This window comes from Mesorhizobium sp. B1-1-5 (genome assembly GCF_006443065.1).
In the GTDB taxonomy this organism is placed as follows: domain Bacteria; phylum Pseudomonadota; class Alphaproteobacteria; order Rhizobiales; family Rhizobiaceae; genus Mesorhizobium.
Genome location: NZ_VFWS01000048.1, coordinates 1 through 26,064, shown reverse-complemented (window position 1 = coordinate 26,064; position 26,064 = coordinate 1). Strand labels below are relative to the sequence as shown.

At 64.9% G+C, this 26,064-nt stretch carries 25 protein-coding genes and 1 pseudogene; 11 read left to right on the top strand and 15 right to left on the bottom strand.

Annotation, left to right across the window (positions count from 1 at the left end):
• Positions 1–278 precede the first annotated feature (278 nt).
• From FJ980_RS16315 to FJ980_RS16280, 8 genes are all read left to right on the top strand, one after another.
• Positions 279–722 carry an SRPBCC family protein gene (locus FJ980_RS16315; protein WP_140544416.1) on the top strand — a complete coding sequence of 148 codons (444 nt, stop codon included), beginning with the start codon at positions 279–281 and terminating at the stop codon, positions 720–722.
• A 12-nt stretch (positions 723–734) separates the two neighbouring features.
• Complete coding sequence (locus FJ980_RS16310) at positions 735–1,529, top strand: FAD binding domain-containing protein (RefSeq protein WP_140544414.1); 795 nt, start codon at positions 735–737, stop codon at positions 1,527–1,529.
• Positions 1,530–1,587: 58 nt separating this feature from the next.
• Complete coding sequence (locus FJ980_RS16305) at positions 1,588–2,070, top strand: (2Fe-2S)-binding protein (RefSeq protein ID WP_140544412.1); 483 nt, start codon at positions 1,588–1,590, stop codon at positions 2,068–2,070.
• Between the two features lie 11 nt (positions 2,071–2,081).
• A complete protein-coding gene (locus FJ980_RS35850; RefSeq protein WP_140544410.1) occupies positions 2,082–3,449 on the top strand; it encodes a xanthine dehydrogenase family protein molybdopterin-binding subunit in 1,368 nt (455 codons plus the stop codon).
• Between the two features lies 1 nt (position 3,450).
• Positions 3,451–4,455: a molybdopterin cofactor-binding domain-containing protein gene (locus tag FJ980_RS35845; RefSeq protein WP_140544408.1), complete on the top strand. Its 1,005-nt coding sequence runs from the start codon at positions 3,451–3,453 to the stop codon at positions 4,453–4,455.
• A gap of 7 nt (positions 4,456–4,462) precedes the next feature.
• Positions 4,463–5,344 (top strand): MoxR family ATPase, encoded by an 882-nt coding sequence (locus FJ980_RS16290; RefSeq protein WP_140544406.1) that lies wholly within the window; start codon positions 4,463–4,465, stop codon positions 5,342–5,344.
• A 149-nt stretch (positions 5,345–5,493) separates the two neighbouring features.
• Positions 5,494–6,612, top strand: coding sequence for a VWA domain-containing protein (locus FJ980_RS16285; RefSeq protein ID WP_246676434.1), 1,119 nt, complete (start codon positions 5,494–5,496; stop codon positions 6,610–6,612).
• The gene (locus tag FJ980_RS16280; protein ID WP_140544404.1) at positions 6,612–7,499 is read left to right on the top strand and encodes an amidohydrolase; all 888 of its coding nucleotides are present in this window, start codon (positions 6,612–6,614) and stop codon (positions 7,497–7,499) included. The genes FJ980_RS16285 and FJ980_RS16280 overlap by 1 nt, the downstream gene beginning before the upstream one ends.
• A gap of 146 nt (positions 7,500–7,645) precedes the next feature.
• Here FJ980_RS16280 and FJ980_RS35385 read toward each other — a convergent pair.
• Positions 7,646–7,753: pseudogene (locus tag FJ980_RS35385) on the bottom strand (carboxymuconolactone decarboxylase family protein); the annotation flags it as partial.
• A gap of 177 nt (positions 7,754–7,930) precedes the next feature.
• Here FJ980_RS35385 and FJ980_RS16270 point away from each other — a divergent pair.
• On the top strand, positions 7,931–8,932 hold the full coding sequence (locus tag FJ980_RS16270; RefSeq protein WP_140544402.1) for an ornithine cyclodeaminase family protein: 1,002 nt from the start codon (positions 7,931–7,933) through the stop codon (positions 8,930–8,932).
• A complete protein-coding gene (gene hutH / locus FJ980_RS16265) occupies positions 8,929–10,425 on the top strand; it encodes a histidine ammonia-lyase (protein ID WP_140544400.1) in 1,497 nt (498 codons plus the stop codon). Before FJ980_RS16270 ends, hutH begins: the two co-directional genes overlap by 4 nt.
• A gap of 18 nt (positions 10,426–10,443) precedes the next feature.
• Here hutH and FJ980_RS16260 read toward each other — a convergent pair whose 3' ends face one another.
• The 14 genes from FJ980_RS16260 to FJ980_RS16195 form a co-directional block, all read right to left on the bottom strand.
• Positions 10,444–11,247, bottom strand: coding sequence for a 3-methyl-2-oxobutanoate hydroxymethyltransferase (locus tag FJ980_RS16260; RefSeq protein ID WP_140544398.1), 804 nt, complete (start codon positions 11,245–11,247; stop codon positions 10,444–10,446).
• Between the two features lie 27 nt (positions 11,248–11,274).
• Positions 11,275–11,589, bottom strand: a complete 315-nt coding sequence (locus FJ980_RS16255; protein WP_140544396.1) for a MocE family 2Fe-2S type ferredoxin — start codon at positions 11,587–11,589, stop codon at positions 11,275–11,277.
• Positions 11,590–11,617: 28 nt separating this feature from the next.
• A complete protein-coding gene (locus FJ980_RS16250) occupies positions 11,618–12,703 on the bottom strand; it encodes a fatty acid desaturase family protein (protein ID WP_140544394.1) in 1,086 nt (361 codons plus the stop codon).
• Between the two features lie 67 nt (positions 12,704–12,770).
• Complete coding sequence (locus FJ980_RS16245; RefSeq protein ID WP_140544392.1) at positions 12,771–13,952, bottom strand: aldose 1-epimerase family protein; 1,182 nt, start codon at positions 13,950–13,952, stop codon at positions 12,771–12,773.
• Between the two features lie 4 nt (positions 13,953–13,956).
• Positions 13,957–14,733: an ATP-binding cassette domain-containing protein gene (locus FJ980_RS16240; RefSeq protein ID WP_140544390.1), complete on the bottom strand. Its 777-nt coding sequence runs from the start codon at positions 14,731–14,733 to the stop codon at positions 13,957–13,959.
• A 2-nt stretch (positions 14,734–14,735) separates the two neighbouring features.
• Positions 14,736–15,755 carry an ABC transporter permease gene (locus FJ980_RS16235; RefSeq protein WP_181181226.1) on the bottom strand — a complete coding sequence of 340 codons (1,020 nt, stop codon included), beginning with the start codon at positions 15,753–15,755 and terminating at the stop codon, positions 14,736–14,738.
• A gap of 61 nt (positions 15,756–15,816) precedes the next feature.
• Complete coding sequence (locus FJ980_RS16230) at positions 15,817–16,761, bottom strand: substrate-binding domain-containing protein (protein ID WP_140544388.1); 945 nt, start codon at positions 16,759–16,761, stop codon at positions 15,817–15,819.
• 65 nt (positions 16,762–16,826) lie between these two features.
• On the bottom strand, positions 16,827–17,741 hold the full coding sequence (locus FJ980_RS16225) for a sugar phosphate isomerase/epimerase (RefSeq protein ID WP_140544386.1): 915 nt from the start codon (positions 17,739–17,741) through the stop codon (positions 16,827–16,829).
• A 36-nt stretch (positions 17,742–17,777) separates the two neighbouring features.
• Positions 17,778–18,866, bottom strand: a complete 1,089-nt coding sequence (locus tag FJ980_RS16220) for a Gfo/Idh/MocA family oxidoreductase (RefSeq protein ID WP_140544384.1) — start codon at positions 18,864–18,866, stop codon at positions 17,778–17,780.
• 35 nt (positions 18,867–18,901) lie between these two features.
• Complete coding sequence (locus FJ980_RS16215) at positions 18,902–19,963, bottom strand: ABC transporter ATP-binding protein (protein ID WP_140544382.1); 1,062 nt, start codon at positions 19,961–19,963, stop codon at positions 18,902–18,904.
• 3 nt (positions 19,964–19,966) lie between these two features.
• On the bottom strand, positions 19,967–21,052 hold the full coding sequence (locus tag FJ980_RS16210) for an ABC transporter ATP-binding protein (RefSeq protein WP_140544380.1): 1,086 nt from the start codon (positions 21,050–21,052) through the stop codon (positions 19,967–19,969).
• Positions 21,049–22,005, bottom strand: a complete 957-nt coding sequence (locus FJ980_RS16205) for a sugar ABC transporter permease (RefSeq protein WP_140544378.1) — start codon at positions 22,003–22,005, stop codon at positions 21,049–21,051. The genes FJ980_RS16210 and FJ980_RS16205 overlap by 4 nt, the downstream gene beginning before the upstream one ends.
• On the bottom strand, positions 22,002–22,862 hold the full coding sequence (locus tag FJ980_RS16200) for a carbohydrate ABC transporter permease (RefSeq protein ID WP_140544376.1): 861 nt from the start codon (positions 22,860–22,862) through the stop codon (positions 22,002–22,004). The genes FJ980_RS16205 and FJ980_RS16200 overlap by 4 nt, the downstream gene beginning before the upstream one ends.
• An 81-nt stretch (positions 22,863–22,943) precedes the next feature.
• Entirely contained in the window at positions 22,944–24,557 is a 1,614-nt protein-coding gene (locus FJ980_RS16195; RefSeq protein ID WP_140544374.1) for an extracellular solute-binding protein, read from the bottom strand.
• Between the two features lie 352 nt (positions 24,558–24,909).
• Between FJ980_RS16195 and FJ980_RS16190 the strand changes: the two genes are divergently transcribed.
• A complete protein-coding gene (locus tag FJ980_RS16190; protein ID WP_140544372.1) occupies positions 24,910–25,938 on the top strand; it encodes a LacI family DNA-binding transcriptional regulator in 1,029 nt (342 codons plus the stop codon).
• Positions 25,939–26,064: the final 126 nt, after the last annotated feature.

Here is a 26,064-nt window from a genome sequence, read left to right as displayed (position 1 = left end):
CGACCAAACAAGGTGGCTTCCGAGAACCGGCCTACGCCGGCCGTAGCCTTCATAGAGCAAAGACACTTATGAGGGCTACGGCCGGCGAAGGCCGGAGCGGAGCGTACTTTAGTGCGTGAGCACCGGAAGCGCAGGAAGCCGCCATTTGCAGGCCGGCATCACCTGAATATCGACGCGCCGGTTTTTCCGACTGGTTGATACGCCTTCAAGACGCATTGATAAGCGTGGGCCCGTCGGCCGCTCTAGCCTGCTCCCGATCTTTGCAAGAGGACCGGTCTATGGCGAAAGTCACCGTCTCCAGCGTCATCGACGCGCCGGTCGAGCAGGTCTGGGCGCGCATCCGCGACTTCAACGGTTTGCCCAGTTGGCATCCGCGCATGGTGGAAAGCCATATCGAGGACGGCAAGGACGCCACCACGATCGGCTGCGTGCGCAACTTCCAATTGGTCAGCGGCGCAAGGCTGCGCGAGAAGCTGCTCGATTTCTCGGATGAGAACTTCCTAGTCAGCTATTCGATCCTCGAGACGCCGCAGCCGCTCACCAATCACAAGGCGACGCTGCAGTTGCGGCGCGTCACCGACGGCAACCGCACCTATGCCGAATGGAGCGCAAGTTTTGACGCCGCGCCCGAAGAGGCCGATAAGCTGGCCGAGGGCATGGGCGCCAATGTCTTCCAGGGCGGTTTCAACGCCCTGAAGGCCCATTTCGCCGGCCAGAGCTGACGGGAGCGCGCCATGTCGCTTGCGCTGCAGACTTTTTCGAGCGTGAAAGACGCCAACGCCGCCTTGCAGGCAGCCGGCACGCGTTATCTTGGCGGCGGCACGCTGGTGGTGCGCGCGGCCAATGAAGGCGACGTTTCCGTCTCCAGCCTGATCCGCGTCAACGATCCCGGCCTCTCGCAGATCGCGGTTTCCGGCGGCAAGGTCCGGCTCGGCGCTTCCGTCACCATGGCGGCGATTGCCCGCCATCCCGAGCTTGCCGCGCTCGCGCCGGCCGCGCGCGCCGTTGGCGGGCCGGCGATCCGCAACATGGCGACGGTGGGCGGCAATCTGTTCGCCCCCGCCCCCTACGGCGATTTCGCGGTGGCGCTGCTGGCGCTGGACGCGACCGTCGTCACCGAAGACGGCGAAGTGCCGGTCGAGACTTTTTTGGCCGATCGGGACACCAGCCGCGTCATCGTCACCAGTGTCCGCTTTTCATTGCCCAAAGCCGAGAGCTTCCGCTTCCTGAAAGTATCGCGGGTCAAGCCCAAGGGTGTGTCGGTGCTGAGCATCGCCGCGCTTCTGGATCTCGCGTCGGACGGCGCGGTGACCTCGGCTCGCATCGCGCTGGGCTGCATGGCCGATCGTCCAATGCGCGCTTTGGCGGCCGAAAAGGCGCTGCTCGGCTGCAAGCTCACGCCGCGGGAGATCGCGTCGGCCCTGGCCGCCGCGAGCGAAGGCATCGCGCCGATCACCGACCCGATCGCCAGCGCCTGGTATCGCGCCGAGGTCCTGCCGGTCCATCTCGGCCGGCTGCTGCTTGACTAATATCCGTGGGGGACGCGCGTCTGTCCGGCCGATCCGGGCAGGCGCGCAGGGAGGAAAAATGGCGAAGGTCCCGGTTCAATTCACGCTCAACGGTTCTGAAAAAGCCGAATTCGTCGAAAGCGGCACGACGTTGCTCCACGCGCTGCGCGACAAGATCGGCGACACCTCGCCCAAGGGCGGCTGCCACCAAGGCACCTGCGGCGCCTGCTCGGTCATCATCGACGGCGAACTCAGGCTCTCCTGCCTGACGCTGGCTGAGACCTGCGGCGGCGTCGACATCAAAACGACGGCCGGCCTCGCCGAAGGCGGCGTGCTGCATCCGCTGCAGCGCGCCTTCCTCGATGCCTTCGCCACGCAATGCGGGTTCTGCACGCCGGGCATGATCATGGCCGCAAAAGTGCTTCTCGACCGCACGCCCAACCCCAGCCGCGAGGATGTGGTCGAGGCGCTGTCCGGCAACATCTGCCGCTGCACCGGCTACGAGCCGATCATCCAGGCGGTGCTGCTTGCGGCGCGCGCCAACTCGCAGAACGCCGCTTGAGGGAACGAGCCATGGAGTTGCGCAAGGATTATTTCGCCGATGTCCGCAAGGATGGCCTGCATGAGATCGGTCAGGGCCGCCCGCGGCTCGACTCGCCGGGGCACGTCACCGGCAAGACCGCTTATTTCGCCGACCGAAACTTCCCGGGCATGCTGCATCTGAAGATGGTGCGCAGCCCGCACCACCATGCCCGCATCCGCTCGATCGACACGTCCGAAGCGGAGAAGCATCCGGGTGTGGTGCGCGTGCTGACCGCCAAGGACGTGCCGCACAATGTCTACACCATCCTGATCCTGATCCAGATCGGGCCGGAAGATGAAACCGTGCTCGCCGACGGCAAGGTCCGCTGGAAGGGTGAGGCCGTGGTGGCCGTGCTAGCCGAGACGGAGCGTGCCGCGCAGGAAGCCGCCGCCAAGGTGAAGGTCGACTACGAGGTGCTCCCCGCCGTCTTCGACATGGAGGAAGCACTGAAGCCAGGCGCGCCTTTGGTCAACGAATATCACGGCCAGAATTACTATCTCTATGACAGCGGCGAGTGCCGCAAGGTGCGCTTCGGCGATGTCGAGGCAGGCTTTGCCCAGGCCGACCACATCCTCGAACAGTCCTACCAGTCCTCGCCGATCGAGCACGCGCCGACCGAAACCACGGGCTGCGTGGTGGCGCCGGAAGGCAATGACCGCTTCACCTGCTACACCAACACGCAGGCGATGTTCTTCACCCTCGACAACGCCTCGATCATCCTGCAGATGCCGGGCTCGAAGCTGCATTTCGTCGGCGGTACCGTCGGCGGCGGTTTTGGTGGCAAAGTCGACGTCATCGTCGAGCCGATCGCCATCCTCGCGGCCAAGCTAACCGGACGCCCGGTCTGTTTTATCTACAGCCGTGAGGAGGAGATGCAGATCTCCTCGCCGCGCGCCGCCGAGAAAGTTGTCATCAAGGACGGCGTCATGAAGGACGGCCGCATCGTCGCGCGCAAGGTGACCGGCTACACCGATGCCGGCGCCTATTCGCGCCACTCGCCCTATGGCGCGCAGAAGGGCGCGGCACACTATCCCGGGCCCTATACGATCCCGAATGTCTGGATCGACACCTATTGCGTCTACACCAACCGCACCCCTTCGTCGGCCATGCGCGGCTTCGGCGTCACCATCGGCGACTTCGCGCTGGAGGTGCAGATGGACAAGCTGGCGCGGCTGATCGGCATGGACCCGCTCGAGTTCCGCTTCATCAACGCCTATCGCGACGGCGACATGAAGGCGCATCGCCAGCCGACCGAGGGCGCCGCGCTGATCGAATGCATGCAGGAAGCCTCGCGTGCGGCCAACTGGCCGGTGGCGGAAAAGTACATGGCGATGTCCTCCTACAGCAAGGGAGCCTGAGATGGCGATCCGGCGTGGACGCGGCGTCGCCGCGATCAACTATCCGACTGGCATGAACCTCGGCGGCGATCCGACCCAGGCGCTGGTGCATTCGACCCCGACCGGTAACTTCATGGTCACGTTGTCCAGCGTCGATCTGGGCCAGGGCATGAAGCAGATCATGGCGCAGATCTGCGCCGAGACGATCGGCGTGCCGACCGACCGCGTCGTCATCGACACCGCCGACACCGACACCGGCCCGCACTGCATGGGCACCTTCGCCTCGCGCGGCACGCACCGCGCCGGCAACGCGGTCATCCAGGCGGCCAAGGAAGCCCGCCAGGTGATGCTGGAAGTGGCCGCCGAGGAGCTGGAGGTGAACGCCTCCGACCTTGAGACCGACGGCCAGGGCAACATCCAGGTGAAGGGCGCGCCGCAGAAATCGATCTCGATCTTCGATGTCGCGCTGTCGGCGCATTTCAAGCGCGGCCGCTCGATCTCCGGCCGCGGCATGTTCCTGATCCCGCGCTCCTATCCGGAGAAGGAGACCGGCGCGATGAAGCCTTCCACCTGCTACGCCCATGCCTGCACGGTGGCCGAGGTCGAGGTCGACGACGAGACCGGTGAAGTGACGGTGCTTACCGTGAAGAACGTCTTCGAGATCGGCCGCGCGCTCAACCCGAAGATGGTCGAGCAGCAGTTGGTCGGCGGTTCCTGGATGGGCATCAGCCATGCACTCTACGAGACGACCGAGCCCTATTATCCGAACCGCGACCATGGCGGTACCGACTTCAACCAGTATCTGATGCCCGGTCCCGGCGATCTGGCCGAGACCGAGATCATCGTGCTGGAGCGTCCTTCCGCCGACGGCCCGTTCGGCGCCAAGGGTCCGGGCGAGATGTGCGCCAACCCGCAGATCCCGGCCGTCGCCAATGCCGTCTTCGACGCCGTCGGCGTACGCATCGATACCTTGCCGATCACGCCCGAGCGCATCCTGCGCGCGCTGAAGGCGCAGGCCGCGGGCTGAGGGGAAGATGACCAGCGCCGACGCCGTTGCGGTCGCGGTTTCGCCGGAAGCGATAGCCGCGCGCCTTGCCGCTTCGCGCTACCTGGCCGACGACAGCCTTGCCACCGCGATCTTCCTGGCGATCCGCCTGGGCAAGCCGCTGCTGCTCGAAGGCGCGCCGGGCGTCGGCAAGACCGAGGCCGCCAAGGCGGTGGCCGAACTGCTTGGCCGCGAGTTGGTGCGGCTGCAATGCTATGAGGGCATCGATGCCGGGCATGCGCTCTACGAGTGGAACTACCAGCGCCAGCTGCTCGCCATCCGCCATGCAGGCGAGCATGAGATCGACATCTATGACGACCGTTTTCTCATCGCCCGGCCGCTGCTGCAGGTGTTGCGCGCACCGGTTGAGCGTGTGCTGCTGGTCGACGAGATCGACCGCTCCGATCACGAGTTCGAGGCGCTGCTGCTCGAATTCCTCTCCGATTTCCAGATCAGCATTCCGGAGCGCGGCACTATCCGTGCCGCGACGCAACCGCTCGTCATCCTCACCTCCAACCGCACCCGCGAGTTGGCCGAGGCTTTGCGCCGCCGCTGCGTCTATCACTGGATCGGCTATCCCGACGCCCAGCGCGAGGCCGAGATCATCATGCTGCGCTCGAGCCACATCGCCGAAGCGACGGCGCGCGCGGTGGCGAATGCGGTGCAAGAGATCCGCGCGCGGCCCCTGGCCAAGCCGCCCGGCATCGCCGAAGCGGTCGAATGGGCGAATGCCGCGACCATCCTCGAAAAAGGCGGCAGCCCATGGCCGCAAGCCTTCCGCCGCGCCATCGGCGTGCTGATCAAGGACGAGGAGGATTTGACTGCCATTGCGCCTGAGCTGGGGAGGATTGTCGAGGAGGCGCTGGGGTGATGCGTGACCTCAACAATCCCTTCTCCCCGTTCACGGGGAGAAGGTGCCCCGAACGGGCGGATGAGGGGCAGCGCCACGCTAGGCAGAACATGGCGCCGCCCCTCACCTGCCTGCCGGCATCCTCTCCCCGTGAACGGGGAGAGGACAGCTTGCCTCGTGCCGCCGCGCCTTTTCTCGGCTTCGCCCGCCTGCTGCGCCGTCACGCCTTCGCCATCGCACCCGAACAGGTGACCAGCTTCATGCAAGCGGTCACCCTGCTTGGGCCGCGCTCGATGAACGACATCCGCGAGGCGGCGCTTGCAACGCTGGCGCCCTCGCCCGATCGCCGCGGCGAATTCGAGGCGCATTTCCGTGCCTATTTCTACGGCGACGCCAAGCCTTCGATCGAAGGCGAGGAGGACGACGAAACCCGCGTCAAGGACAATCGCGGCACGCGCGAGGAAGAGAACCAGATCGCTCGCCAGGAGAAAGGCGGCGAGTTCTCCTCGGCGCTCGAGCAGCTGAGCAGCCGCGATTTCCAGCGCGATCCCGACGGTCTTGGCCAGTTCCGCCGCAAGCTCGCCTCCGCCCTGCCCGCGCGCCGTTCCTTCCGCACCATGCGCACGCGTTCGCGCGGCACACTCGACCTCCGGCGCTCGCTGAGCGAAATCGTCAGCGCCGACGGCGACATACCCTCGCCGCTGCTGCGCCGCCGGCAAACAATTTCGCGAAAACTGCTTCTGCTCATCGATGTCTCCGGATCGATGAAGCAGCACACCGCCGACTACCTCAAGCTGGCGCATGCGGCGGTGCAAGGCGCAGACCGCGCCGAAGTCTTCACCTTCGGTACGCGCCTTACCCGCGTCACCTCGGCGTTGCGCGTCAGCGACCGCGGACAGGCGCTGGCCCGCGCCGCGGCGCTTGTCGACGATTGGGACGGCGGCACGCGCATGGGGCCGACATTGCTGGCCTTCCTGTCGGTGCCGCGCTTCTCCGCCTTCGCGCGCGGCGCCTGCGTCGTCATCCTGTCCGATGGCCTGGAACGCGGCAGCCATGCCGAGCTGGAGATCGCGATGCGGCGGTTCAGCGCCCGCGCCTTCCGGCTGTCGCTGGCGACGCCGCTCGCCGGCGATCCACGCTTCCGCCCGGAAACTGCGGCGCTCCGCGCCATCCTGCCGGCGCTCGACGATCTGGTCGACGGCTCGGCGATCAAGAGCCTGACCGATTTCATCCTGTCGCTCGCCCGTCCTGCGCCTGCGGCCGCTTCTATCTGGAAAAGGATATCGTAATGCAGAAAGCCATCGACGCGCATTTCCACATCTGGCGCCAGAAGGACCAGCCCTGGCTGGTCGGGCCGATGGTGCCGCGCATCTTCGGCCCCTACGAGCCGATCCGCCGCGACTATCCGATCACGGAGTTTCTCGAGGACCAGAAAGGCTCGGGCGTCGAGAAGGCCGTCTATGTCCAGACCAACTGGGCCAAGGAGGATTTCGAGAAGGAAGTCGCCTTCCTGCAGAACACCGCGAATGAAACCGGCTGGCCGCACGCCATCGTGGGTTATGCCGACATGACGGTCGACGATGTCCGCCCGCAGATCGACCGATTGAAAAAGTATCCGCTGCTGCGCGGCGTGCGCATGCAGCTCCACTGGCATGAGACGCCCGCCTTCCGTTTCGCCGCTTCGGCCGACCAGGTGATCGATCCGAAAGTGCGGAAGAACGTGGCGCGCTTGAAGGATTACGACCTCTCCTTCGACCTGCAGCTCTTTCCCGCGCAGATGAAGGACGGGCTGACACTGGTCGGCGAGAACCCTCAGACGAATTTCATCCTCACCCATGCCGGCATGCTGACCGGCATGGAGCCGGAAACCACCGAAGCATGGAAGGCGGGTCTGCGCACGCTTTCGACAGCACCCAATTTCTACGCCAAGCTGTCGGGGCTTGGCACCTTCGTCCACCGCAATGACCCGGAGCTCATCGCCTATATTGTCGACAACGCGATCGAGATCCTCGGCAGCGACCGGCTGATGTTCGGCTCGAACTTCCCGATCGAGAAGCTCTGGACCAGCCATGCCGAGCTGATCCAGGCGCACCGTGCAGCGGTGGCGAAGCATGGCGCGAACGCTGAGGCGGATATCTTCTGGAACACGGCCGAGAGGGTTTACCGGCCGGTGTAGCGCGGCTTCTTCTCGGCGCGCAGCGCCGAGACGGATGAGGGGTGCTCCAGCGGAGTGAGACGTTGGCATTCCCTGGAACACCCCTCATCCGACCGAGCTTCGCTCGGCCACCTTCTCCCACAAGGGGAGAAGGGGAAGCCTGCGCCTCACTTCACCTCGAACTGCGGGTCGAGCGGTATCTGCAAAGCCGTCACCAGATGGTTCGTCTGTCCCGCAAGCCCGATGATCGACACCAGTTCGCCATGCTGCGCGTCCAGGAAGGAGCAAGGAGCGAAGCGACGCGCGCAGACCCGAAACCTCCGCGCCGGCTTTGGACGGCAGGGCCATGCACACTTCGCCGTGGCGCCGGCCCGGCCCGGTGCTTATCCAACAAACTTCCGTGTCGCCGTCTCGCCTGTTATGGATGAGCTCGGGGTGGCCGAGGAAAACGCATGAAGCCGATTTATATCGACTACCTCAATGCTCTCGACATTGAAGCGCTTGCCATGGCCGACGCCGAGATCATCGGCGCCGTCGAAGCCGGGCTCGTCGCGCAGGGCAACGGCCAGACCGTTATCGAGCCGCGCGTCCATCTCGAGCCCGACCCGTCCTTCCACGGCCACTTCAACGTGCTGCGCGGCTATGTGGCGCCGCTCGATGCCGCCGGCGTGAAGATCGTCGGCGACTTTGTCGACAACTACAGGCACGGCCTGCCGTCGGAATTCGGCATCCTCAATCTTTTCGATCCGCGCACCGGCGCACCGCGCGCCATCCTCGACGCCACCGTCATCACCGACATGCGCACCGGCGCGGTCACCGCCATCGGCGCCAAGCATCTGGCGAAGAAGTCGTCCAAGGTGCTCGGCCATATCGGCGCGCGCGGCACCGCCTATTGGAACGTGCGCCTGCTCGACCATCTCTTCGACTTCGACGAGATCCGCGTCCACTCACGCCGGCCCGAAAGCCGCGATAGCTTCGTCGCGAGGCTGGCGGCCGACCTCGGCAAGCCGGTCATGGCCGTGGCTGACTGGAAAAGCTGTGTCGAAGGCGCCGACATCGTCGTCGAAGCCTCGCGGCTGCCGGAACCGCAGCCGCTGCTCAAGACCGAATGGATCAAGCGCGGCGCGCTGGTCGTGCCCTATGGCACGATGAGCGCGGTCGAGCTGTCATTGACCGATATCATGCAGAAAATCGTCGTCGACGACTGGGGCCAGTGCAAGGGCGGCAAGTTCGGCTCGCTGCGCGCCCATGTCGAGACGGGACGGCTGAGCGAGGCGACGCTGCACGCCGAGCTCGGCCAGATCGCCGCCGGCCTCAAACCCGGACGGCAAAGCGATGGCGAGACGATCCTGTTCTGGCATCGCGGCCTCTCGCTCTCCGACATCGCGCTCGGCAAGGCCATGCTCGCCAAGGCCGGCGAAAACGGCATCGGCCAGAGGCTGCGCTTCGCATGAGTCCGCTCGTTCTCACCGGCGCCGGCGTCAGCATCGACGATGTGGTTGCCGCCGCGCGCAACGCCTGCAAGGTCGAGATCACGCCTGCCGTCCTCGAAAAGCTCGACAAGGCTCGCCAGGTTCTCGATGCAGCCGCGGCCGGCGGCCAGCAGATTTACGGGCTGAACACCGGGCTCGGCGCCAATCTCGTCACGGCTGTCGAAGGCGACGCCGGCGCCTTCCAGCGCCAGTTGATCGAGGGCCGTAGCGCCGCCGTCGGCGAAGCCCTGCCGGTGCCGGTGGTGCGGGCGGCAATGTCCGCCCGCATTGCGATGCTCGCTTCCGGCGGCTCGGGCCTGTCGCCGCGCGTGTTCACCGCGCTGGTCGAGGCGCTCAATGCCGGCGTGCATCCGGTGATGCCGTCGCTGGGTTCGATCGGCGCCGGCGATCTTCTGCTGATGACGGCGGTCGCCCGCGTGCTGATCGGCGATGGCGAAGCCGAATATCAGGGCCGCCGCATGCCTGCCGCCAAGGCGCTGATGATGGCGCGGCTTGCACCCGTCACCCTCTCGCCGAAGGACGGTCTTTCCCTGATCAACGCGTCGGCCGTTTCCGTCGGGACCGCGGCGCTGGCGCTGACCGATGCGCTGTCGGCGCTCGACCAGCAGCAGCAGGCCGGCGCGCTGACGATGGAAGGCATCGGCGCCAACCGCACCATCCTCGATCCGCGCCAGCATCAGGCACGCCCGGGCGCCTGCCAGCAGCTTGCGGCGAAGGCGCTGCGCGACCTGCTGGCGCGCGATGAGGCGCCGGCGCCGACCACCATCCAGGACCCGCTGTCGATCCGCTGCATGCCCTCGATCCACGGCGCGCTGATTCAGGCGATCGACCATGCCAGGCTGGCTGTCGAGATCGAGCTCAACGCCGCCGCCGACAATCCGCTGGTGCTTGCGGAGGATGAACTGGTCATGTCGACCGGCAATTTCCACACCGCGTCGCTGGCGCTCGCCTTCGAGACGCTTGGCTTGGCGATCGCGCAATGCGCGGCCGCGTCCGCCGCGCGCTTCGTCCAGCTCACCGGCTCGACCCGTCACGGCCTGCCGAAGTACCTCTCGCCGGTCGGCGGTGCCTCTGCCGGCTTCGTCCCGTTGCAGAAGACGGTGACGGCGATCCTGGCCGCGATCCGCCACAAGGCCAATCCGGTGATGCTCGATTTCCTGCCCGTGTCCGAGGGCGTCGAGGATCACGCCACGCAGACGCCGCTCGCCATCGCCAAATGCGCCGAGATGATCGTGCTGTGGCGGCGGCTGATCGCTTTCGAGCTGATGGCCGCGGCGCAGGCCATCGACTTGCGCGAGGGCATGGCGCTCGCGCCGGCCACCGGCGCGATCCACGCGGCCGTGCGTTCGCATGTGGCGACGCTCAAGGAAGACAGGCCGCTCGGCATCGATGTCGAAGCGCTCTATGCCGCTCTCGTCAGCGGAATCTGGCAAGGCCCTCCGGCCACGGGCTGACGCTTTTCGATTCTCGGTTCAGGGCTTTGCATCCACCTTCTTCATGAAGTGGGTGAGCTCGTCCGGATCCATGTGCACGATATGCCTGTCTTCGGGATAGGCGCCGCTGTTGACGTCGGCCACATATTCCGAGAACGCCGCGATGCGCTCCTGCTGCAGCCGGTCATATTCGGCGGCGAAATTGCGGTATACTTTCGAGTGGCGCGGCATGTGACCGCGATTTGTGCCGAGGATATCCTCGGCGAACAGATATTGCGCGTCGCAGCCGGTGCCGGCACCCATCGACAGCATGATCAGCGAAGTGCGCTCCGAGATCGCCTTCGCCACCTCCACCGGCACCACCTCGATCTCGGCGCCGACGGCGCCGGCCGCCTCCAACTGCTTGACCGCCTCGAACACCTGCATGGCCGTATCGGCGGTCTTGCCGACCGCCTTGAAGCCGCCGGTCCAGGTCGCGCGCGACGGGATCAGGCCGACATGGCCGATCACCGGAATGGCGTCGTCGGCCATGCGCTTGATCGTGGCGTAGCCGGCGCTGCAATAGACCGCGTCGGCGCCGGCTTTGTAGAGCCGGAACGACCAGCGCACGAAATCGTCGGCCGTGCCGATCTCGAAGAAATTGTCGCCCGGCATGGTGAAGAGGCTGGGCGCGGCGTCGCGATATTGCGGGTTGAGCACCAGTTCCGGCGGCACCGAGACGATGTCGACCCCTGCCCGCTCGGCAGCCTCGGCTTCCTCCAGCGTCAGCACGCGCAGCATGGTCAGCTGCCGCTTGCCCTTCATGGCGCGCAGGTCGGCAACGGTCGGTCTCTTTCGGCTCATCGGTACATCCTGTTTGTCTGGCGGCTTTCAGCCGATATCGATCATCACCTTACCGGCCTCGACCTTGACCGGATAGGTCTTGAGGTTGACGCAGACCGGCGCGCCCTTGGCTTGGCCGGTCTTGTAGTTGAAGCGGCCATTGTGCTTGGGGCATTCGATGATGTCGTCCATCACCAGCCCGTCGGCGAGATGGGCCTTTTCATGCGTGCAGAAGCCGTCCGTGGCGAAGAACGCGTTGTCCGGCGAGCGGTAGATCGCGAAGGTGCGGCCGCCATGATCGAAGCGGATCACATCTTCCTCGTCCACGTCATCCACCGCGCATGCTTCGACCCACTCCGCCATCGTCTGTCTCCAATTGCCTAAGCTGCGCCTATTCGGCGGCCGCCGCCGTTATGTCGAGATCATGGAATTCGCCGCGATAGGGCTTGGCCGTCGGCGGCAATTCGCGCTTGAGATAATAGTCCTCGTATTTCAGTTGCCTGAGCAGCACCGGCCAGACCTCGCGATAGGCATGCCACATCGAGGGGTTCGCCACCGGCAGATCGTGCTTGATCAATTCATGCAGTTTCGGCAGCGCGTGATACGGAACCATCGGGAACATGTGGTGCTCCACATGGTAATTCATGTTCCAGTAGATGAACCGGCTGATCGGGTTCATGTAGACGGTGCGGGTGTTCAGCCGGTGGTCGGTGACATTGTCGGCGAGCCCGATATGCTGCAGCAGCCCCGTCGTCACCATGTGCCAGGTGCCGTAGAGGCGCGGCAGGCCGATCAATACGAGCGGTATCCATGACCCAAGCGCGATCGCGACAGCGATCGTCGCGGCGTAGACGACCATGTGCCAGCGTGCCGCGGTCACCGCCTTGTGCTGCTCCATCTCCGGAATGTAGCTCTTCTCCTCGTCCGACAATGTGCCGAAGGCCTGGCGCACCAGCGTCGGCAGCGAATAGCGGAAGTCGAGGAAGCCGGTGAAAGCGAGCGCCGCCTTGATGAGGTCCGGCGGCCGCATCACCGCGATCTCGGCGTCGCGGCCGACGATGATGGTGTCGGTGTGGTGACGCGCATGGCTCCAGCGCCACTGCACCGGGTTGCGCATCAGCATGAACGAGGCGATGTGGTAGACGACGTCGTTCATCCAGCGCGTGCGGAAGGCGGTGCCGTGGCCGCATTCGTGCCAGCGCGAGTCGCTCGACGAGCCGTAGAGCACGCCATAGACGAACATGAACGGCACAACCCACCAGGTGCCCCAGAACCAGACGATGCCGGCCGCCGAGCCCAGGATCGCGACAATCCAGATGATGGTGTCGCGGATCGCCGGCCCGTCGGAGCGCTGCATCAATTCCTTCATGATCTTGCGCGGCACGTCGGTATGGTACCACTCGGCCGAGGCCAGCCCTGTCTCGATCGCAAGCCGAGTGCTTTCGCCGACAAGGCTGTAGTCACGCTTCTTTGCCATCGTCACATCGGCCTCCAATCAAATCCGGTCCGCCGGCCGGAGGGCTTGCTATGGATTAATGTCGCGCTCATCCCCTGCCCGCCAGTCTTGGGAAATTGCCGGAAGGCCGAGGATAATCCTGCTCGGGCTGGCGGGCGATGGCCATGATCCTGCGTTCCGCATCGGCAATCGCATCCTTGCCGTCGAGGACGCGGAACACGGCGTCATAGGCCCGTGCTTCGTCATGCTCCAGCCAAATCATCTCGCCGCGCTCGCGCGCGGCAAGATTGCCGAGCACATGATTGGTCGAGGGCTCGATGCCAAGCGCATACTGCCCGGACTGGAAATTCTGCCACTCATAGCAACAAGGCAGCTGGTCCTTGCGGGTGACGACCTCGAAGCCGAGGCCAAGCCGGTCGTTGACAACGGCGACCGGCACCTCGCCCTTGGCGTCGGCGCCAAGCTCATGCTGCCAGACCTGCTCGCTGAAACCAGGCAGCGGTCCCGGCGTGGTGCGATAGCCGACCTTCTGCGCCTCATAGCGCTCGCCTTCATGCGCGGCCCAGACCACGTCACGGATCGGCGCCAAATAGCGCGAGCCTTCGTCGAGCAGCGGATGCCCGACATTGACATGGTAGAAATACATGTGCGGCGTGCGGTGGAAGCCGTGGTTGACGACGCGGTCCGAGAGCCGGATCTCGCTGCCGCCGACATCGGCCTCGATGCGGCGGATGAGATGCAGATCCTCGCCGAACACGCTGGCCTGCTGGACGACGCCTTCCGCCCACAAGATGCAGCGGTCGCCGTCCCAGCTTTCGCCATAGCCGGTCAGCCGCGCCGGAATGGTGCCGACGCGGCCATGCAGCGAATGCGTCACTGTTTTGCGTCCAGGATAATTATAGTTCTCGGCCGGCACCTCGTTGCGGCCGAGAATGTGGTCGAGGCCGCAGGTGACCAGCAGTCCGGAAAAGGACCGGCCCCAGGCAAAGCCGTCCTCGCCTTCATAGTCGTGCAGGCCGGGGTTGCGAAAACCGCTCGGCGAGTGCCAGCCGATCGCCTGACCCTTGTACTCGCAATCGGCGATGTCGAGCGCGCGGTCGACCAGCGCGGTGAAGCGCAGGCCCGAGCCGGTGCAGAATTCGAGCATGCGGATGCCGCGCTCGACGCCGTCGCCGAGCGTCATCAGCCGCACGCCGGCGAATTGCGACAGCATGCCGGAGCGTTCGGCGACCTGCCGGCGCGAAAGCGTCTGGCCGTACAGCTTCACCATGCCGTCACTGCGCCCTTTTCATCAGGGCCGACAGGTCGGCGCCGGTTATCAGGCTTTCCACGGTCAGGAGGTCGGTGTCGGCGACCGTCTGCTCGGCGACGATCTCGCCGCGGCGCATGACGATGATGCGGTCGGCGACCTCGAAGACGTGGTGGATGTTGTGGGTGATCAAGAGCACCGAATGCCCGGCCGCGCGCATCTCTGTCACGAAGCGCAGCACGCCATGCATCTCCTCGACGCCGAGATTGTTGGTCGGCTCGTCAAGGATGATCACCTTGGCGGCGAACTGCATGGCGCGAGAGATCGCGATCGACTGGCGCTCGCCGCCGGAAAGCGTCGAGACCAATGCATCGGCGTCGAGCTTCTTGGAGATGCCGACGCGCTTGAGAAGCGCCGAAGCTGCATCGCGCAATTTGGAGAGGTCGAGCGGCGCGAAGACGCCCAGCCATTTGAGATTGACCGGCTCGCGGCCGAGGAACAGGTTGCGCGCGATGCTGAGGTCGGGCGCAAGCGAGGTGTCCTGGTGGATGGTCTCGATGCCGAGGTCCATCGCCTCGCGCGTCGAGCGGATCGAGACCTTCTCGCCGCGCACATAGATATCGCCGCGATCGATCGGGAAGACGCCCGAGATCGCCTTGATCAGCGTCGATTTGCCGGCGCCATTGTCGCCCAGCAACGCCACTACCTCGCCTTCCCTGAGCGTCAGCGAGGCATTCTTCAGCGCGCGCACGCTGCCGAAGGATTTTTGCAGATTCTGCAGCCGGAGCACTTCCTGTATCATCGTCAGCTCCTTGCGGCGTTTTTCTGCAGCAAAGCGTGCAGGATGAGCATGGCGAGGATGATGACGCCGACGAAGATGTTGTAGGCGAGCCCCGGCACGCCGACGAGCACGATGCCGTTGCGGATCGCCCGCAGCATCAGCGCACCGACGATGGTGCCGAGGATCGTGCCGCGGCCGCCGGTCAGCGCCGTGCCGCCGACCACGACCATGGCGATCACCTCCAGCTCGTAGCCCGTGCCCGCGACCGGCGAAGCCGCCGAGATGCGGAAAGCGCTGATCATGCCGGCGAGCCCGGCGAGCACCGAGGTCGCGATGAACAGCCAGATCTTGACTGCGTCGGCCGGCACGCCGCGCGCCACCGCCGCGCTGCGGTTGGAGCCGATGGCGCTGATCCAGTTGCCGAGCTTGGCATAGCGCAACACATAGACCGCAAGCAGCGACAGCCCGATGAACCACCAGAGCGAGGTGTAGAAGCGGAACGCGCCGATGTTGAAGCTGCCGGCGAGCAGGGTGACGAAGAAGCCTGGCTGGTCCCAGGACTTCAGCGGAAAACCCTGCGTGAAGTAGAGCGCGGCACCTCGCACGATAAGCAGCATCGAGAGCGTCACCAGGAAGGACGAGATGCCGATCTTGGTGACGATCACGCCGTTGATCGCGCCGATCGCGATGCACAGCAGTAGCCCCGCAAGCAGCGCCACGCCGATATCGATCCCGGCATTCTGCACCAGCAGCATCACCACCACCGGGGCGAGCGCAAACACCGCGCCGACCGACAGGTCGAATTCGCCGGCGGTCAAAAGCAGCGTCATGCCGAGCGCGATGATGCCGAGCTCCGGCAGGAACGCCATCATGTTGGAGATGTTGAGCGGCGACAGGAAATTGCCGTCGGCAAGCGCAAACACCGCCACGAGCGCGATGAGGATGACGAAGGAGGAGAATTGCGGCGATCGCATCAGGCCCGACCTGCCTTTCGCGCGCCCTGCGCCGTCTTCCGAGGTGACCGCCCCGACTTGCTGAACCATGACTTGCTGAACCATGCTCTCTGCCTTGCGCCCGCCGCTCACACGACGGGCGCCAGTTTTTTCACTTCTTGTCGTAGAGCTTCAGGATCGGCTCGACGCTGGAAGCGTCGTAGAGGCCGAAGGTGTGGATGTCGTAGCCGATCGGCTCGCCCGAAGCCGCGAGACCGAGCAGCGCGACCGGCATGAAGCCTTGCGCCGACGGGTACTGCCAGGCGGCGGCATTGACGAAGCCGTCCTTGACAGCCTGCGCCGTCTCCTTGGAATTGCCCCAGCCGACGACCGGGATCTTGCCGGCCGGAATGCCGGCGCCGTCGAACACCCGCTTGACGCTGGCCGCCACGGAATCGCCTAGCGCGATGATCGCCGGCGGATTGTTGGCGACCATATAGTCGGTCATCTTGGCGATGATGCCGGCCGGATCGGTGCCGCAGTCGACCACGTCATACTTGATGCCGAGCGGATCGAAGACGCCGGCGATGCCTTCCGTCTCGAGCTGCTGGTAGCTGGCGCCGGGCACCTCGACCGGCAGGAACACCTTGTCGCCCTGCTTCACCATCTTGTGGTCGACGAGGTACTTCGCCCAGATGGCGCCGGATTCCTTGAGGTCGGCGCCGACATAGGCCTGGCGGCCGGTGGCCGGATCGTCCGTGTTGAAGAACACGATCGGGATGCCGGCGGCCTTAGCTGCCTTCACTTCCTCGGTCCACAGCCCGGGCTGCGCCGAGGTCGTGGCAATGCCGTCCGGCTTGGCGGCGAGCGCCGAGTTGAAGGCTTCCTTCTGCGCCGCCATGTCGCCGCCGCTGAAGGAGATCTTGCAGGTCACCTTGAGTTGGTCACAGGCCTTGGTGGCGCCGGCGTTCCAGTCGATCCAGAACGCGTCCGACGGGCCACCATGCGACAAGAGATAGAATGTCTTCTGGCCGTCCGCGGCCTGCGCAGCCGAGCCGAAGACGACGCCGGCGATCACGGTCGCCGCGGCCGCCAGTTTCAATCCAAACTTCAACATCTCGTTTCCTCCACTTTATGTCGCGCAGATAGGCGCCGCCGCGAACCGGCGGCGCCTACGCAATCTCAGAGGCCGTTGTCGCGGAACTTGCCGTCGAGGAACTTCTTGGCGCGCGGCACGTCGTCTTCCGACAGATGCTCGATGATCATCGGGATGTTCGGGTGCTTCTCGGCGAGACGCTTGAGGTAGAGGTCGTAATTCAGCGAGCCGAGGCCGGGCGCCGGCAGCTCGATCTCGCCGACACCGCGGAAGGTGTGGCTTTCCATCGCGTCGGCGTCGCCGATATCGGCGTGCTTCTCGGACTTGTCGTCGCCCGAGCGTTTCACGTCCTTGGCGTGGGCTATTCTGATCTTGTCGGTCAGCGTGTCGAAGACCTGGTTCAGGATCTGGTCCATCCGGTCGATGTTGTGGGTCTCGAAATAGTTCGTCGGGTCCATCAGCAGGCCGAGGCCGGGATGGTCGACCTGCGCGAACATCTTCACTGTCTCCTCGACCGAGCCGACGACGTTGTTGACATAGGTTTCGAGCAAGAATACAGCGCCGTGGTCGTAAGCCGTCTGGGCAAGGTCGGCGACCACCTTGCGGCATTCTTCAAAACCTTCCTCGGTCTTGTTCTTCGGGTGATGCACCCAGTCGGACTCGGTGTTGTAGGTGCCGGTCTCCGAGATCACGTAAGGCGAGCCGAAATGGCGCGCATTGCGGATGATCTCCTTGAGATAGCCGACGCGCTTCTCGCGCTCCGCCTTGTCCGGATGGATGATGTTGGTGTAGCCCGACACGCAGCAGATCGGCAGGTTATGGTCGCGGAAGGTGTCGCGCACCTTCTTGGCCTTGTCCGCGGTGATCTGGCCGGCCGAGAGGTCGATGTCCTTGAAGTGCAGGTCGAGCTGCACCGTGTTGAAACCGAGACCGCGGATCTTCTGCGCCGTCTCCTCGAGGCCGTACGGGAAATAGCCCGTGAAAATACCTGCCTGCATCATGATCTTGAATTCCTCCCTGTAAGCGATTCAGTTGATTCAGTTTGTTGAGATTTCGGAGAGCTTGACCGTGCGGCCCATGGCAATAGAGCGGTAGCCCGCCTCGACCAGCGCCATGGTCTTGACGTTGTCGGCGACGGAGAGCGCCGGCGGCGTGCCGGTCTTCACGGCGTGCTGCAGCTGTTCCATCACGCCGATGAAGGCATGCGGGAACCACATCGTTTCCCAGCTCGGGCTCACCCATTCGCCGCCGGTCGTCTCGGCCGAAGCGTAGGTCAGCGTCGAGGCAGCACCGGTCGGCCAGCCGATCGTGCCCTTGGCGACGCCCTTGGTGCCGTCGACGCGCCAGTTGATGTGCTGGTCGTCCTTGTAACCTTCCTGGCGCGGACCGGACCAGACGTCCTCCAGCGAGACGGCAAGCACGCCCGACGGGAAGCGCAGCGTCGACACGGTGATGCCGTCGGAATGGTCGAACTGGGTGCGCGGGTCCTTGCGCGTCAGCGTCGTGATCTCGTCGGGATCGCCGAACAGGAAGCGCAGCACGTCGAGATGGTGCACGCTCATATTGGCAAGCGTCAGCCGGTCGTAGCCCTGGAGGAAGGTCTGCCAGTGCGGGATCGCGTGCATGTCGATCTGCGCGAAGACGATGTCGCCAAGCGCGCCGCTGTCGATGATCTGCTTCAACACGCGCATCGACTGGTCGTAGCGCATGTTCTGGTTGACCGAGAGGATCTTGCCCGACTTCGCCGCCTCGTCGCGCAGCTTGACGGCTTCTTCGACCGACAGCGCCAGCGGTTTCTGCGCCAGGATCGCCTTGATGTGCTTCTGCTTCAGCGCATGGCGGATCAGCGCCGGCTGCTGGTCCGGCGGAAAGGCCAGGTCGATGATGTCGACGTTGGTATCGTCGATCAGCTGTTCCGGCGTGTCGTGTACGGTCGGAATGCCCCAGCGGGTGGCGACCTTCTGAGCATTCGCCTTGGTGCGAGAGGCGATTGCCACCACCGGAAAGCCCGCTTCCTTGTAGGCCGCCAGATGGCACTCGGCCATGATCATGCCGGCGCCGACGCAGCCGATCCGGTAGTCCCTGGTGCGAACCTTGACGTCCGGCTCGAAGCCTTTTTCTGCCATCTCTTCCTCCCGAAATTCTGTCCTCGCGGCCGCCGTCACAGCGCACCTCCGTCCTGGCCGAAATAATGCACGCGACCCGGCTCGCAGGATATCGCCACCATCGCATCCGGCCTGATATCGGGCTGCCCGCGCAGCAGTGCCCTGAGCCGCGCTTCCCCTGCCGCTAAAGTCACCACGGTGTAGCCGCCGAGCGGCTCGACCTCGAACACCCGCGCCGGGCGGCCTTCCGCCGTCCCGTTGCCCATCCAGGGCCGCACCTTGATGTCTTCCGGCCTCAGCCCGATCTCGACCGCCTCGGCGGGCGCCTTGGCATCGGCAATGCGGACTGTCCCTTCGGCCGCCTCGACCCCGCTTGCGCCGCGTACCGACGGCAGGATGTTCATCATCGGCGATCCCAGCATGCGCGCCACATAGGCGCTGGCTGGCCGGTCGTAGATCTCCGCCGGCGCGCCGATCTGCCTGATGCGGCCGTTCTCCAGGATCGCCATGCGGTCGGCGACCGACATCGCCTCCTCCTGGTCGTGCGTGACGTAGATCAGCGTCTTCCCGAGCTCGCGCTGGATGCGCTTCAGCTCGACGCGCGTCTCCTCGCGCAGCCTCGCATCGAGCGCCGAGATCGGGTCGTCCATCAAATAGGCGGCCGGGTCGCGCACCAAAGCGCGCGCGATCGCCACGCGTTGCCGCTCGCCGCCGGAAAGCTGCGCCGGCGGCTTGTGCAGGATGTGGCCGATATGGAGCTTCGCCGCGACGTCGGCCAGCCGCTTCTCGATCTCGGCCTCGGCGACCTTCCGCTCGACCAGCGGGAAGCGGACATTGTCGCGCGCGCTCATATGCGGGAACAGCGCCAGGTTCTGGAACACCATGGCGACGTTGCGCTCCGCCGGCGACACGCTGTTGACCGGCTTGCCGCCGATCAGGATCTCGCCCTCATCCGGCACTTCCAGCCCGAGCACCAGCCGCAGGATCGTCGACTTGCCGGACAGCGGCGGCCCGAAGAAGCAGAAGAACTCGTTGTCGTTGACGGTGAAGGAAGCGTCATCGACGGCAAGCGTATTGCCATAGCGCTTCGTGACATTGCGGAAAATGATATCGGCCATGGCTCAGCCCGCCCTCACTGCAAGGCCGGTCTCGGCGTCAAACACGCGTACCGAGGAAGCCGGCGGCGCGACGATCGCCGTCCGCCCGACCGACAGCCCGACATCATTCTCGAACACCGCCTTCACCGCGCTCTCGCCTTCGCCGAGATGGACGATGGTGCGCGCGCCGATCCGTTCGACGAAGCTCACCGGCATGGACAGCCCGCGTTCGGCAAGCGTCACCTGCTCCGGCCGGAAGCCGTAGAGCACGTCGCCGCGCACCGCGCGCACAGCCGAAACCAGGTCATCCGGCAAGGGCGGCGTGACGCCGAGCGGCCCGAGATCGATAACCAGCCCGCGATCGCTGTCCGCCGGCCTGCCTTTGAGCAGGTTCATGCCCGGCGCGCCGATGAAGCGCGCAACGAAGACATTGGCCGGGTTGTTGTAGACTTCGAGTGGCGTGCCGACCTGCTGCAGCACGCCGTGATCCATCACCGCGATGCGGTCGGCCATGGTCATCGCTTCGAGCTGGTCATGCGTGACATAGACCATCGTCTGCCTGAACTGGCGCTGCAGCTGCTTGAGCTCGGTGCGCATCACCGCCCGAAACGCGGCGTCGACATTGGACAGCGGCTCGTCGAGCAGGAAGATCGCCGGCTCCATGATCGCCGAGCGGCCGATCGCCACGCGCTGCAAGATGTTGACGGAGAGCCGGTCGGCCTTGCGATCGAGCAGCGGCGAAAGCTGCAGCATCTCGGCGATAGCGCCGACGCGGCGATCGATCTCGGCCCTGGCGGCGCCGCGCATCCTCGGTCCGTAGGCAAGGTTCTGTCGCACCGTCATATGGGTGAAGATCGCGTAGTTCTGGAACACGAAGCCGACGCCGCGCCGTCCCATCGGCACGCCCGCCATGTCGCGCTCCCCGAACAGGATCTTGCCGCTGGTCGGTTCCTCCATGCCGGCGATCATGTTCATCGTCGTCGACTTGCCGCAGCCGGACGGCCCGAGCAGCGCCATGAACTCGCCGTCGGCGATTTCGAGGTCCATCGTCTTCAGCGCGGTGAAGTCGCCGAATTTTTTGATCAGGTTCTGAAGATGGATCGCGCTCATGCCGGCACCTCCCGCGCCTTGGCCATGCGCTTCATGGCGTAGACCGCGACGATCGAAAGCACGATCAGGATGGCGAGAGCGATCGCCGCCACATAACCCCAGATCAGGTCTTGCGTGGTGACCTTGTAGATGTAGACGGAGATCGTCTCGGTGGCGACGCCGGGGCCGCCGCCGGTCATGATGTAGAGCGTGTCGAAGATCTTGAAGTTCTCGATCACCCGGATCGCCAGCGCGATGATGATGATCGTCTTCATCTTCGGCAGCACGATGGTGACGAAGCGCTGCCAGGCATTGGCGCCGAGCAGAGTCGCCGCCTTCATCTGGTCTTCCGGCACGCCGACCAGGCCGGCAAGCAGGATCAGGAACATCAGCGGCGTCCACTGCCAAATGTCGGCGATCATGACCGCGATCAGCGCCAGGTTCGGATCCGACAGCCAGGCGATGGTAACCGGCGTGCCGAGGATCCGCGACAGGATGTCGTTCACCGGGCCACCCGACTGGAACAGCATGAAGAACATGTAGCCGGCGACCGCGGGCACGACCATCATCGGCATCAAAAGGATCGAATAGAAGATTCGTTTGCCCGGAAAGTCGTCGGCAAACAGCGTCGCCAGCGCGAGACCCAGCAGGAACTCGGCCGGCACGCAGACGAGCATGACGATCGCGGTGCGCTGCAGCGCGCTCCAGAAGCGGGTGTCGGCCGCAAGGTCGGTGTAGTTGGCGAAACTGTTCCACATCTCCCAGGCGTTCCACCAGCCGATGCCGGAGAGCGGCGACCAGTCGGTGACGCTGATGTAGAGCTGCATCAGCAGCGGAAAGGCCGAGATGAACAGCACCAGGATCTGCGCCGGCAAGGTCAGGCGGAAGCCCAGCCGTGCGCCCTCGTCAGGCGTGGCGGGCTCTGTCCGCGCGTCCATCTTGTCCTCCGAAATCGTCGCCGTCATCGCGCTCATTGCTTGAGCGCTCCGAAGGTCAGCCCGCGCACCAGATGGCGCTGGATGGCGATGCCCATGATCACCGGCGGCACCGCCGCGATCAGGCCGAGCGCGGCCTTGGCGCCGTAGAGCTGCCCGGTCATCGAGGACGACAGCGACGCCATGTAGACGGGAACCGTCACCCATTCGCGCGTGGTGAGCAGCAGCGCGATGAGATAGTCCGACCAGTTGAGGATGAAGACGAAGAGCGCGGCGCTCGCCAACGGCGCCCGCATCATCGGCAGCGTGATGCGGGTGAAGACGCGCAGCCGCGAGCAGCCCTCGACCAGTGCGGCCTCCTCGATCTCGCGCGGCATGTCGTCGAAGAAGGTCTTCATCAGCCAGAAGGCGAAGGGCAGCGTGACGATGCCGTAGATCAGCGCCAACCCCAACCACGTGTCGTTGAGGTTGAGAAAGGCCCACATGATCATCACCGGGATCATCACGGCCATCGGCGGAAACAGCCTGAGCTGGATCAGCGCCAGCGGAAGGTTCTGGCCCGAGCCGAAACGCGAAAGGCCGTAGGCCGCGGCAGTACCCGCCGACATGGCGATCACGGTCCCGAACACGGCCGAAAGCAGCGACGACAGGATCGGCTTCAGCGCCGTATGGTCGAGCGCGACGATCAGGTCGTTGTCGGACTCGCCGAACACGAAGCGGAAATTGCTGAGCGTCGGCTGCTTCGGCCACCAGGTGAGATCGGCGCCGGTCGCCGACCACTCGCCGATCGGCTTGAAGGCCATCGACACCATCCACAGGATCGGCACCAGCGTCACCGCCATCGCCACGAGGATCGCGGCGTAACGGAATATCTCGAAGGGAACGGAACGCTTCATCTGGCTGCTTTGCTGGCGGCGTTAAGGAAGGAGGGGAAGAGCTGACGCCCCTCCCCTCCGGCTCTGATCCAGGGAGGCGGATCAGCTGATCGGATCGAGAACCGTGGGCCAGGCCTCCTTGTTGGTCTTGATGGCTTCGAGGAGCTTGTCCTCGCCGATGCGGCGCGCGATCTTCTTCCACTCGCGTTCGGTGTCGGCCATCGCCTGCTCCGGCGTCTTGGCCTTGGTCAGCGAGGCCACAAGATTCTCGTCGAGCGCGTTGTGGAAGGCGGTGGCGCCTGGATAGTTGATGGTCGGCACCGTGCGCGCCACCGTCTCGCGCACCACGTCCATGTGGTAGGCGTGATAGGTCTGGCGTACGAGCGGATCGGAGAAATCCGAGAGCCGGAAAGGATCGAGATAGCCGCCGGGATTGGCGCTCATCCAGGCATAGATGCGGGCGGAGCCGAGCCACTGCAGCAGAAGGTAGGCGGCCTCTGGATTCTTCGACTGCGACGACACCATGCCGGTCAGCGAGAACCAGAGCACCGAGCGGCTGATCAGCTTGCCGTCGATCTCGCGCCCCGGCGGCAGCATCGAGCCGATCTTGCCGGTGACGGCCGAATCCTTGTTGCCGGCATTATCGAGGAATTTCGGCAGGTTGGAGAAGGCGCAGGTCATCGCCGCGCCGCCCTTGGCGAAGTTGCCGTACTGCTCCGGCCAGCCCCACGAGATCGCGTCGGGCGAATGATGCGCCAGCGAATCGACATATTCCTTGGTGGCGGCGATGCCATGCTCGGAATTGATCAGCGGCTTGCCGTCATCGCCGAACAGGAACTGGTTGGGCGAGGCCATGGAGACATAGCGCTGGTACCAGTTGGTGTAGCCCCAGCCCTGGTTGCGCAGGTCGGTGGAGCCGAACAGGCCCTTGTCCGGCCGCTGGAAGAAGGCCGCGACGTCGCTGTGCTGCTTCCAGGTCTTCGGCGGAGCGAGATCGTAGCCATATTTGTCCTTGAAGGCCTTTTGCTCGGCGGCATCGCCGAACAGGTCGGCGCGGTAGACCCAGGTCTGGAAGTCGCCGTCAAGCGACACGCCATAGGTCGAGCCGCGATACTGGTTGAGCAGCGACACGCCCTTGGCGCCGTTGACGTAACCCTGCTTCGGGTCGTCCCATTCCGGCTTGTGCTTGGCGACGAAGTCGTCGAGCTTGGCGATGCCGCCGGTCTCGGCGAGATCGCCGAGGCGGTTCCATTCGGTCGAATAGATGTCGTAGGCCCCGCCCTTGGTGGAGATGTCCTGCATCGTCTTGGTGAATTCCTGGCCGTTCGGCAGGCCGACGATCTCGATCTGGATGCCGGTTTCCTTTTCCCAAAGATCCTTGATTGACGGCGCGCCGGCCGGGAAAGGCTTGGTCAACTGGCCGATCGAGCCGTCCGACAGGCCGAGAACGATCTTCGTCGGTGCCTTGCCGGCCGCCTTCAGCGCCTTGGCCGCCTCGACCGCGCGCCCTTCCGGCGTGTCGGGACCGTACTGATAGCGTTCGGCGCCGTCGAAGCCGGCCGGCCCGCCGATCATGCCAGGCGCCAGCGCATCCGCCGCGAAGGCGCGGCCGGGACGAATGAACTGCGGTGCAATACCAGTCGCGGCGACGAAGACAGCCGCCTTTCCTCCGGACGCCAGCAGGCGGCGCCGCGACATGCGGATCAGTTGAGACATCGAATTCCTCCCTCGGGGCCTGTTCCTCCATGGCCCACGTGAGGGATATTGACGGCAGTGCATGAAGCCTGTCAACATCATAAATACTCAAAATACGTCATAAGATCGCAGATGAGAGAGAAAATGCAGTCCGCCCGCCCCATCACAGCGCACCCATTGCTTGGATTTGAGGGGCTTTCGCCCCGATCCGCCCGGCTTGGCCGGACCTTCGCCGCCTTATGTACCGCGCCGGCTTGCGCGCAAGCCAAGGCCGGTTACATCATTTCACATCAGAATCGCGATCGCTGCCGAGGCGTTTCCCGGAACTGAGTGGGAGCTGCGTGATTTTGATGCTTGCGATGAGGTGCTCGACGTGCGGTCAACCCTGACAGACATAGCCCGGGAAGCCGGTGTTTCTCCGGCCACGGTCGACCGCGTGCTTAACAACCGGTCGGGCGTGCGGGCGCGTACGCGCGAGATCGTCATCGAGATGGCGCAGCGCCTGGGCTACATCGCCGAAACGCCGAACGGCGCGCCGCAGAGAGCCGTGCCGGGGCAGACGATAAGGCTCGATTTCGCGCTGCCGGCCGGCACCAACTCCTTCATCAAGCTGCTGCATCGGCACATCGAGGCGCAGGCATTGGCGCGGCCCGATCTCGACGTGCGCGTGACGACCATCGAAGGCTTCAATCCCGACCGGCTTGCCCGCCTGCTGCAGGACCTGCATGGCCAGACGCAAGGCGTCGGCGTCATCGCGCTCGACCACCCGACGGTGCGCGAGGCGATCCGCTCGCTATCGGCGAGCGACATCAAGGTCGTCACCATCGCCTCCGACATCCTGCACGTGCCGAGGGTCGCCTATATCGGCATCGACAACCGCGCCGCGGGCCGGCTGGCCGGCTATCTGCTCAACCGCTTCATGGGCGCCGGCCATCCGGGCAAAGTCGCGCTGTTCGCAGGCTCGCTCGCCTATCGCGGCCATGAGGAGCGCGAGATGGGTTTCCGCCATATCCTCGCCGAAGAATCGCCCAACCTCGAAATCGTCGAGATGCGTGAAATGCTCGACGATCGCGACAAGGCCTATTCCGAGGCCTCCGCATTGCTGGAGCGCCACCCCGACCTCGCTGCGATCTACAATGTCGGCGCCGGCAACACCGGGATCGCCCGAGCGCTGAAGGAACGCGGACGCGCGAAGGAGATCATCTTCCTCGGCCATGAGGTGACCGACGGCACGAAGGAGCTTTTGCTCGACGGCACGCTCGACGCGGTGATCGACCAGAACCCGCGCGTGGAGGCCAGGGAGGCGCTCAACATCCTGTCGCATTCGGTCAGAGGATTGCCCTACGAGCTGCACCAGCCTCGGCTGCAAGTGATCTTCCGCGAGAGCATCCCGGAGATTTAGGTCTCTCTCAAACTCCCCCGGTGGCATGCGTTGGAGATTGGCCGAAACGCCTATCGCGATCGTCATTCCAGGGCGGAGCAGCCGCGAAGCGGCGTCGCGGAGACCCTGGAATCCATTCCGTGACCT

Excerpts from the sequence above, each read along its gene's own strand:
- FJ980_RS16245 (WP_140544392.1), bottom strand. The coding sequence starts at position 13,952 with ATGGTGAAGCTGTACGGCCAGACGCTTTCGCGCCGGCAGGTCGCCGAA.
- FJ980_RS16200 (WP_140544376.1), bottom strand. The coding sequence starts at position 22,862 with ATGAAGCGTTCCGTTCCCTTCGAGATATTCCGTTACGCCGCGATCCTC.
- FJ980_RS35845 (WP_140544408.1), top strand. The coding sequence starts at position 3,451 with ATGGCGATCCGGCGTGGACGCGGCGTCGCCGCGATCAACTATCCGACT.
- FJ980_RS16280 (WP_140544404.1), top strand. The coding sequence starts at position 6,612 with ATGCAGAAAGCCATCGACGCGCATTTCCACATCTGGCGCCAGAAGGAC.
- hutH (WP_140544400.1), top strand. The coding sequence starts at position 8,929 with ATGAGTCCGCTCGTTCTCACCGGCGCCGGCGTCAGCATCGACGATGTG.
- FJ980_RS16305 (WP_140544412.1), top strand. The coding sequence starts at position 1,588 with ATGGCGAAGGTCCCGGTTCAATTCACGCTCAACGGTTCTGAAAAAGCC.
- FJ980_RS16255 (WP_140544396.1), bottom strand. The coding sequence starts at position 11,589 with ATGGCGGAGTGGGTCGAAGCATGCGCGGTGGATGACGTGGACGAGGAA.
- FJ980_RS16195 (WP_140544374.1), bottom strand. The coding sequence starts at position 24,557 with ATGTCTCAACTGATCCGCATGTCGCGGCGCCGCCTGCTGGCGTCCGGA.
- FJ980_RS16225 (WP_140544386.1), bottom strand. The coding sequence starts at position 17,741 with ATGATGCAGGCAGGTATTTTCACGGGCTATTTCCCGTACGGCCTCGAG.
- FJ980_RS16235 (WP_181181226.1), bottom strand. The coding sequence starts at position 15,755 with ATGGTTCAGCAAGTCGGGGCGGTCACCTCGGAAGACGGCGCAGGGCGC.
- FJ980_RS35850 (WP_140544410.1), top strand. The coding sequence starts at position 2,082 with ATGGAGTTGCGCAAGGATTATTTCGCCGATGTCCGCAAGGATGGCCTG.
- FJ980_RS16240 (WP_140544390.1), bottom strand. The coding sequence starts at position 14,733 with ATGATACAGGAAGTGCTCCGGCTGCAGAATCTGCAAAAATCCTTCGGC.
- FJ980_RS16290 (WP_140544406.1), top strand. The coding sequence starts at position 4,463 with ATGACCAGCGCCGACGCCGTTGCGGTCGCGGTTTCGCCGGAAGCGATA.
- FJ980_RS16215 (WP_140544382.1), bottom strand. The coding sequence starts at position 19,963 with ATGGCCGATATCATTTTCCGCAATGTCACGAAGCGCTATGGCAATACG.
- FJ980_RS16220 (WP_140544384.1), bottom strand. The coding sequence starts at position 18,866 with ATGGCAGAAAAAGGCTTCGAGCCGGACGTCAAGGTTCGCACCAGGGAC.
- FJ980_RS16250 (WP_140544394.1), bottom strand. The coding sequence starts at position 12,703 with ATGGCAAAGAAGCGTGACTACAGCCTTGTCGGCGAAAGCACTCGGCTT.
- FJ980_RS16205 (WP_140544378.1), bottom strand. The coding sequence starts at position 22,005 with ATGAGCGCGATGACGGCGACGATTTCGGAGGACAAGATGGACGCGCGG.
- FJ980_RS16270 (WP_140544402.1), top strand. The coding sequence starts at position 7,931 with ATGAAGCCGATTTATATCGACTACCTCAATGCTCTCGACATTGAAGCG.
- FJ980_RS16315 (WP_140544416.1), top strand. The coding sequence starts at position 279 with ATGGCGAAAGTCACCGTCTCCAGCGTCATCGACGCGCCGGTCGAGCAG.
- FJ980_RS16230 (WP_140544388.1), bottom strand. The coding sequence starts at position 16,761 with ATGTTGAAGTTTGGATTGAAACTGGCGGCCGCGGCGACCGTGATCGCC.
- FJ980_RS16310 (WP_140544414.1), top strand. The coding sequence starts at position 735 with ATGTCGCTTGCGCTGCAGACTTTTTCGAGCGTGAAAGACGCCAACGCC.
- FJ980_RS16260 (WP_140544398.1), bottom strand. The coding sequence starts at position 11,247 with ATGAGCCGAAAGAGACCGACCGTTGCCGACCTGCGCGCCATGAAGGGC.
- FJ980_RS16210 (WP_140544380.1), bottom strand. The coding sequence starts at position 21,052 with ATGAGCGCGATCCATCTTCAGAACCTGATCAAAAAATTCGGCGACTTC.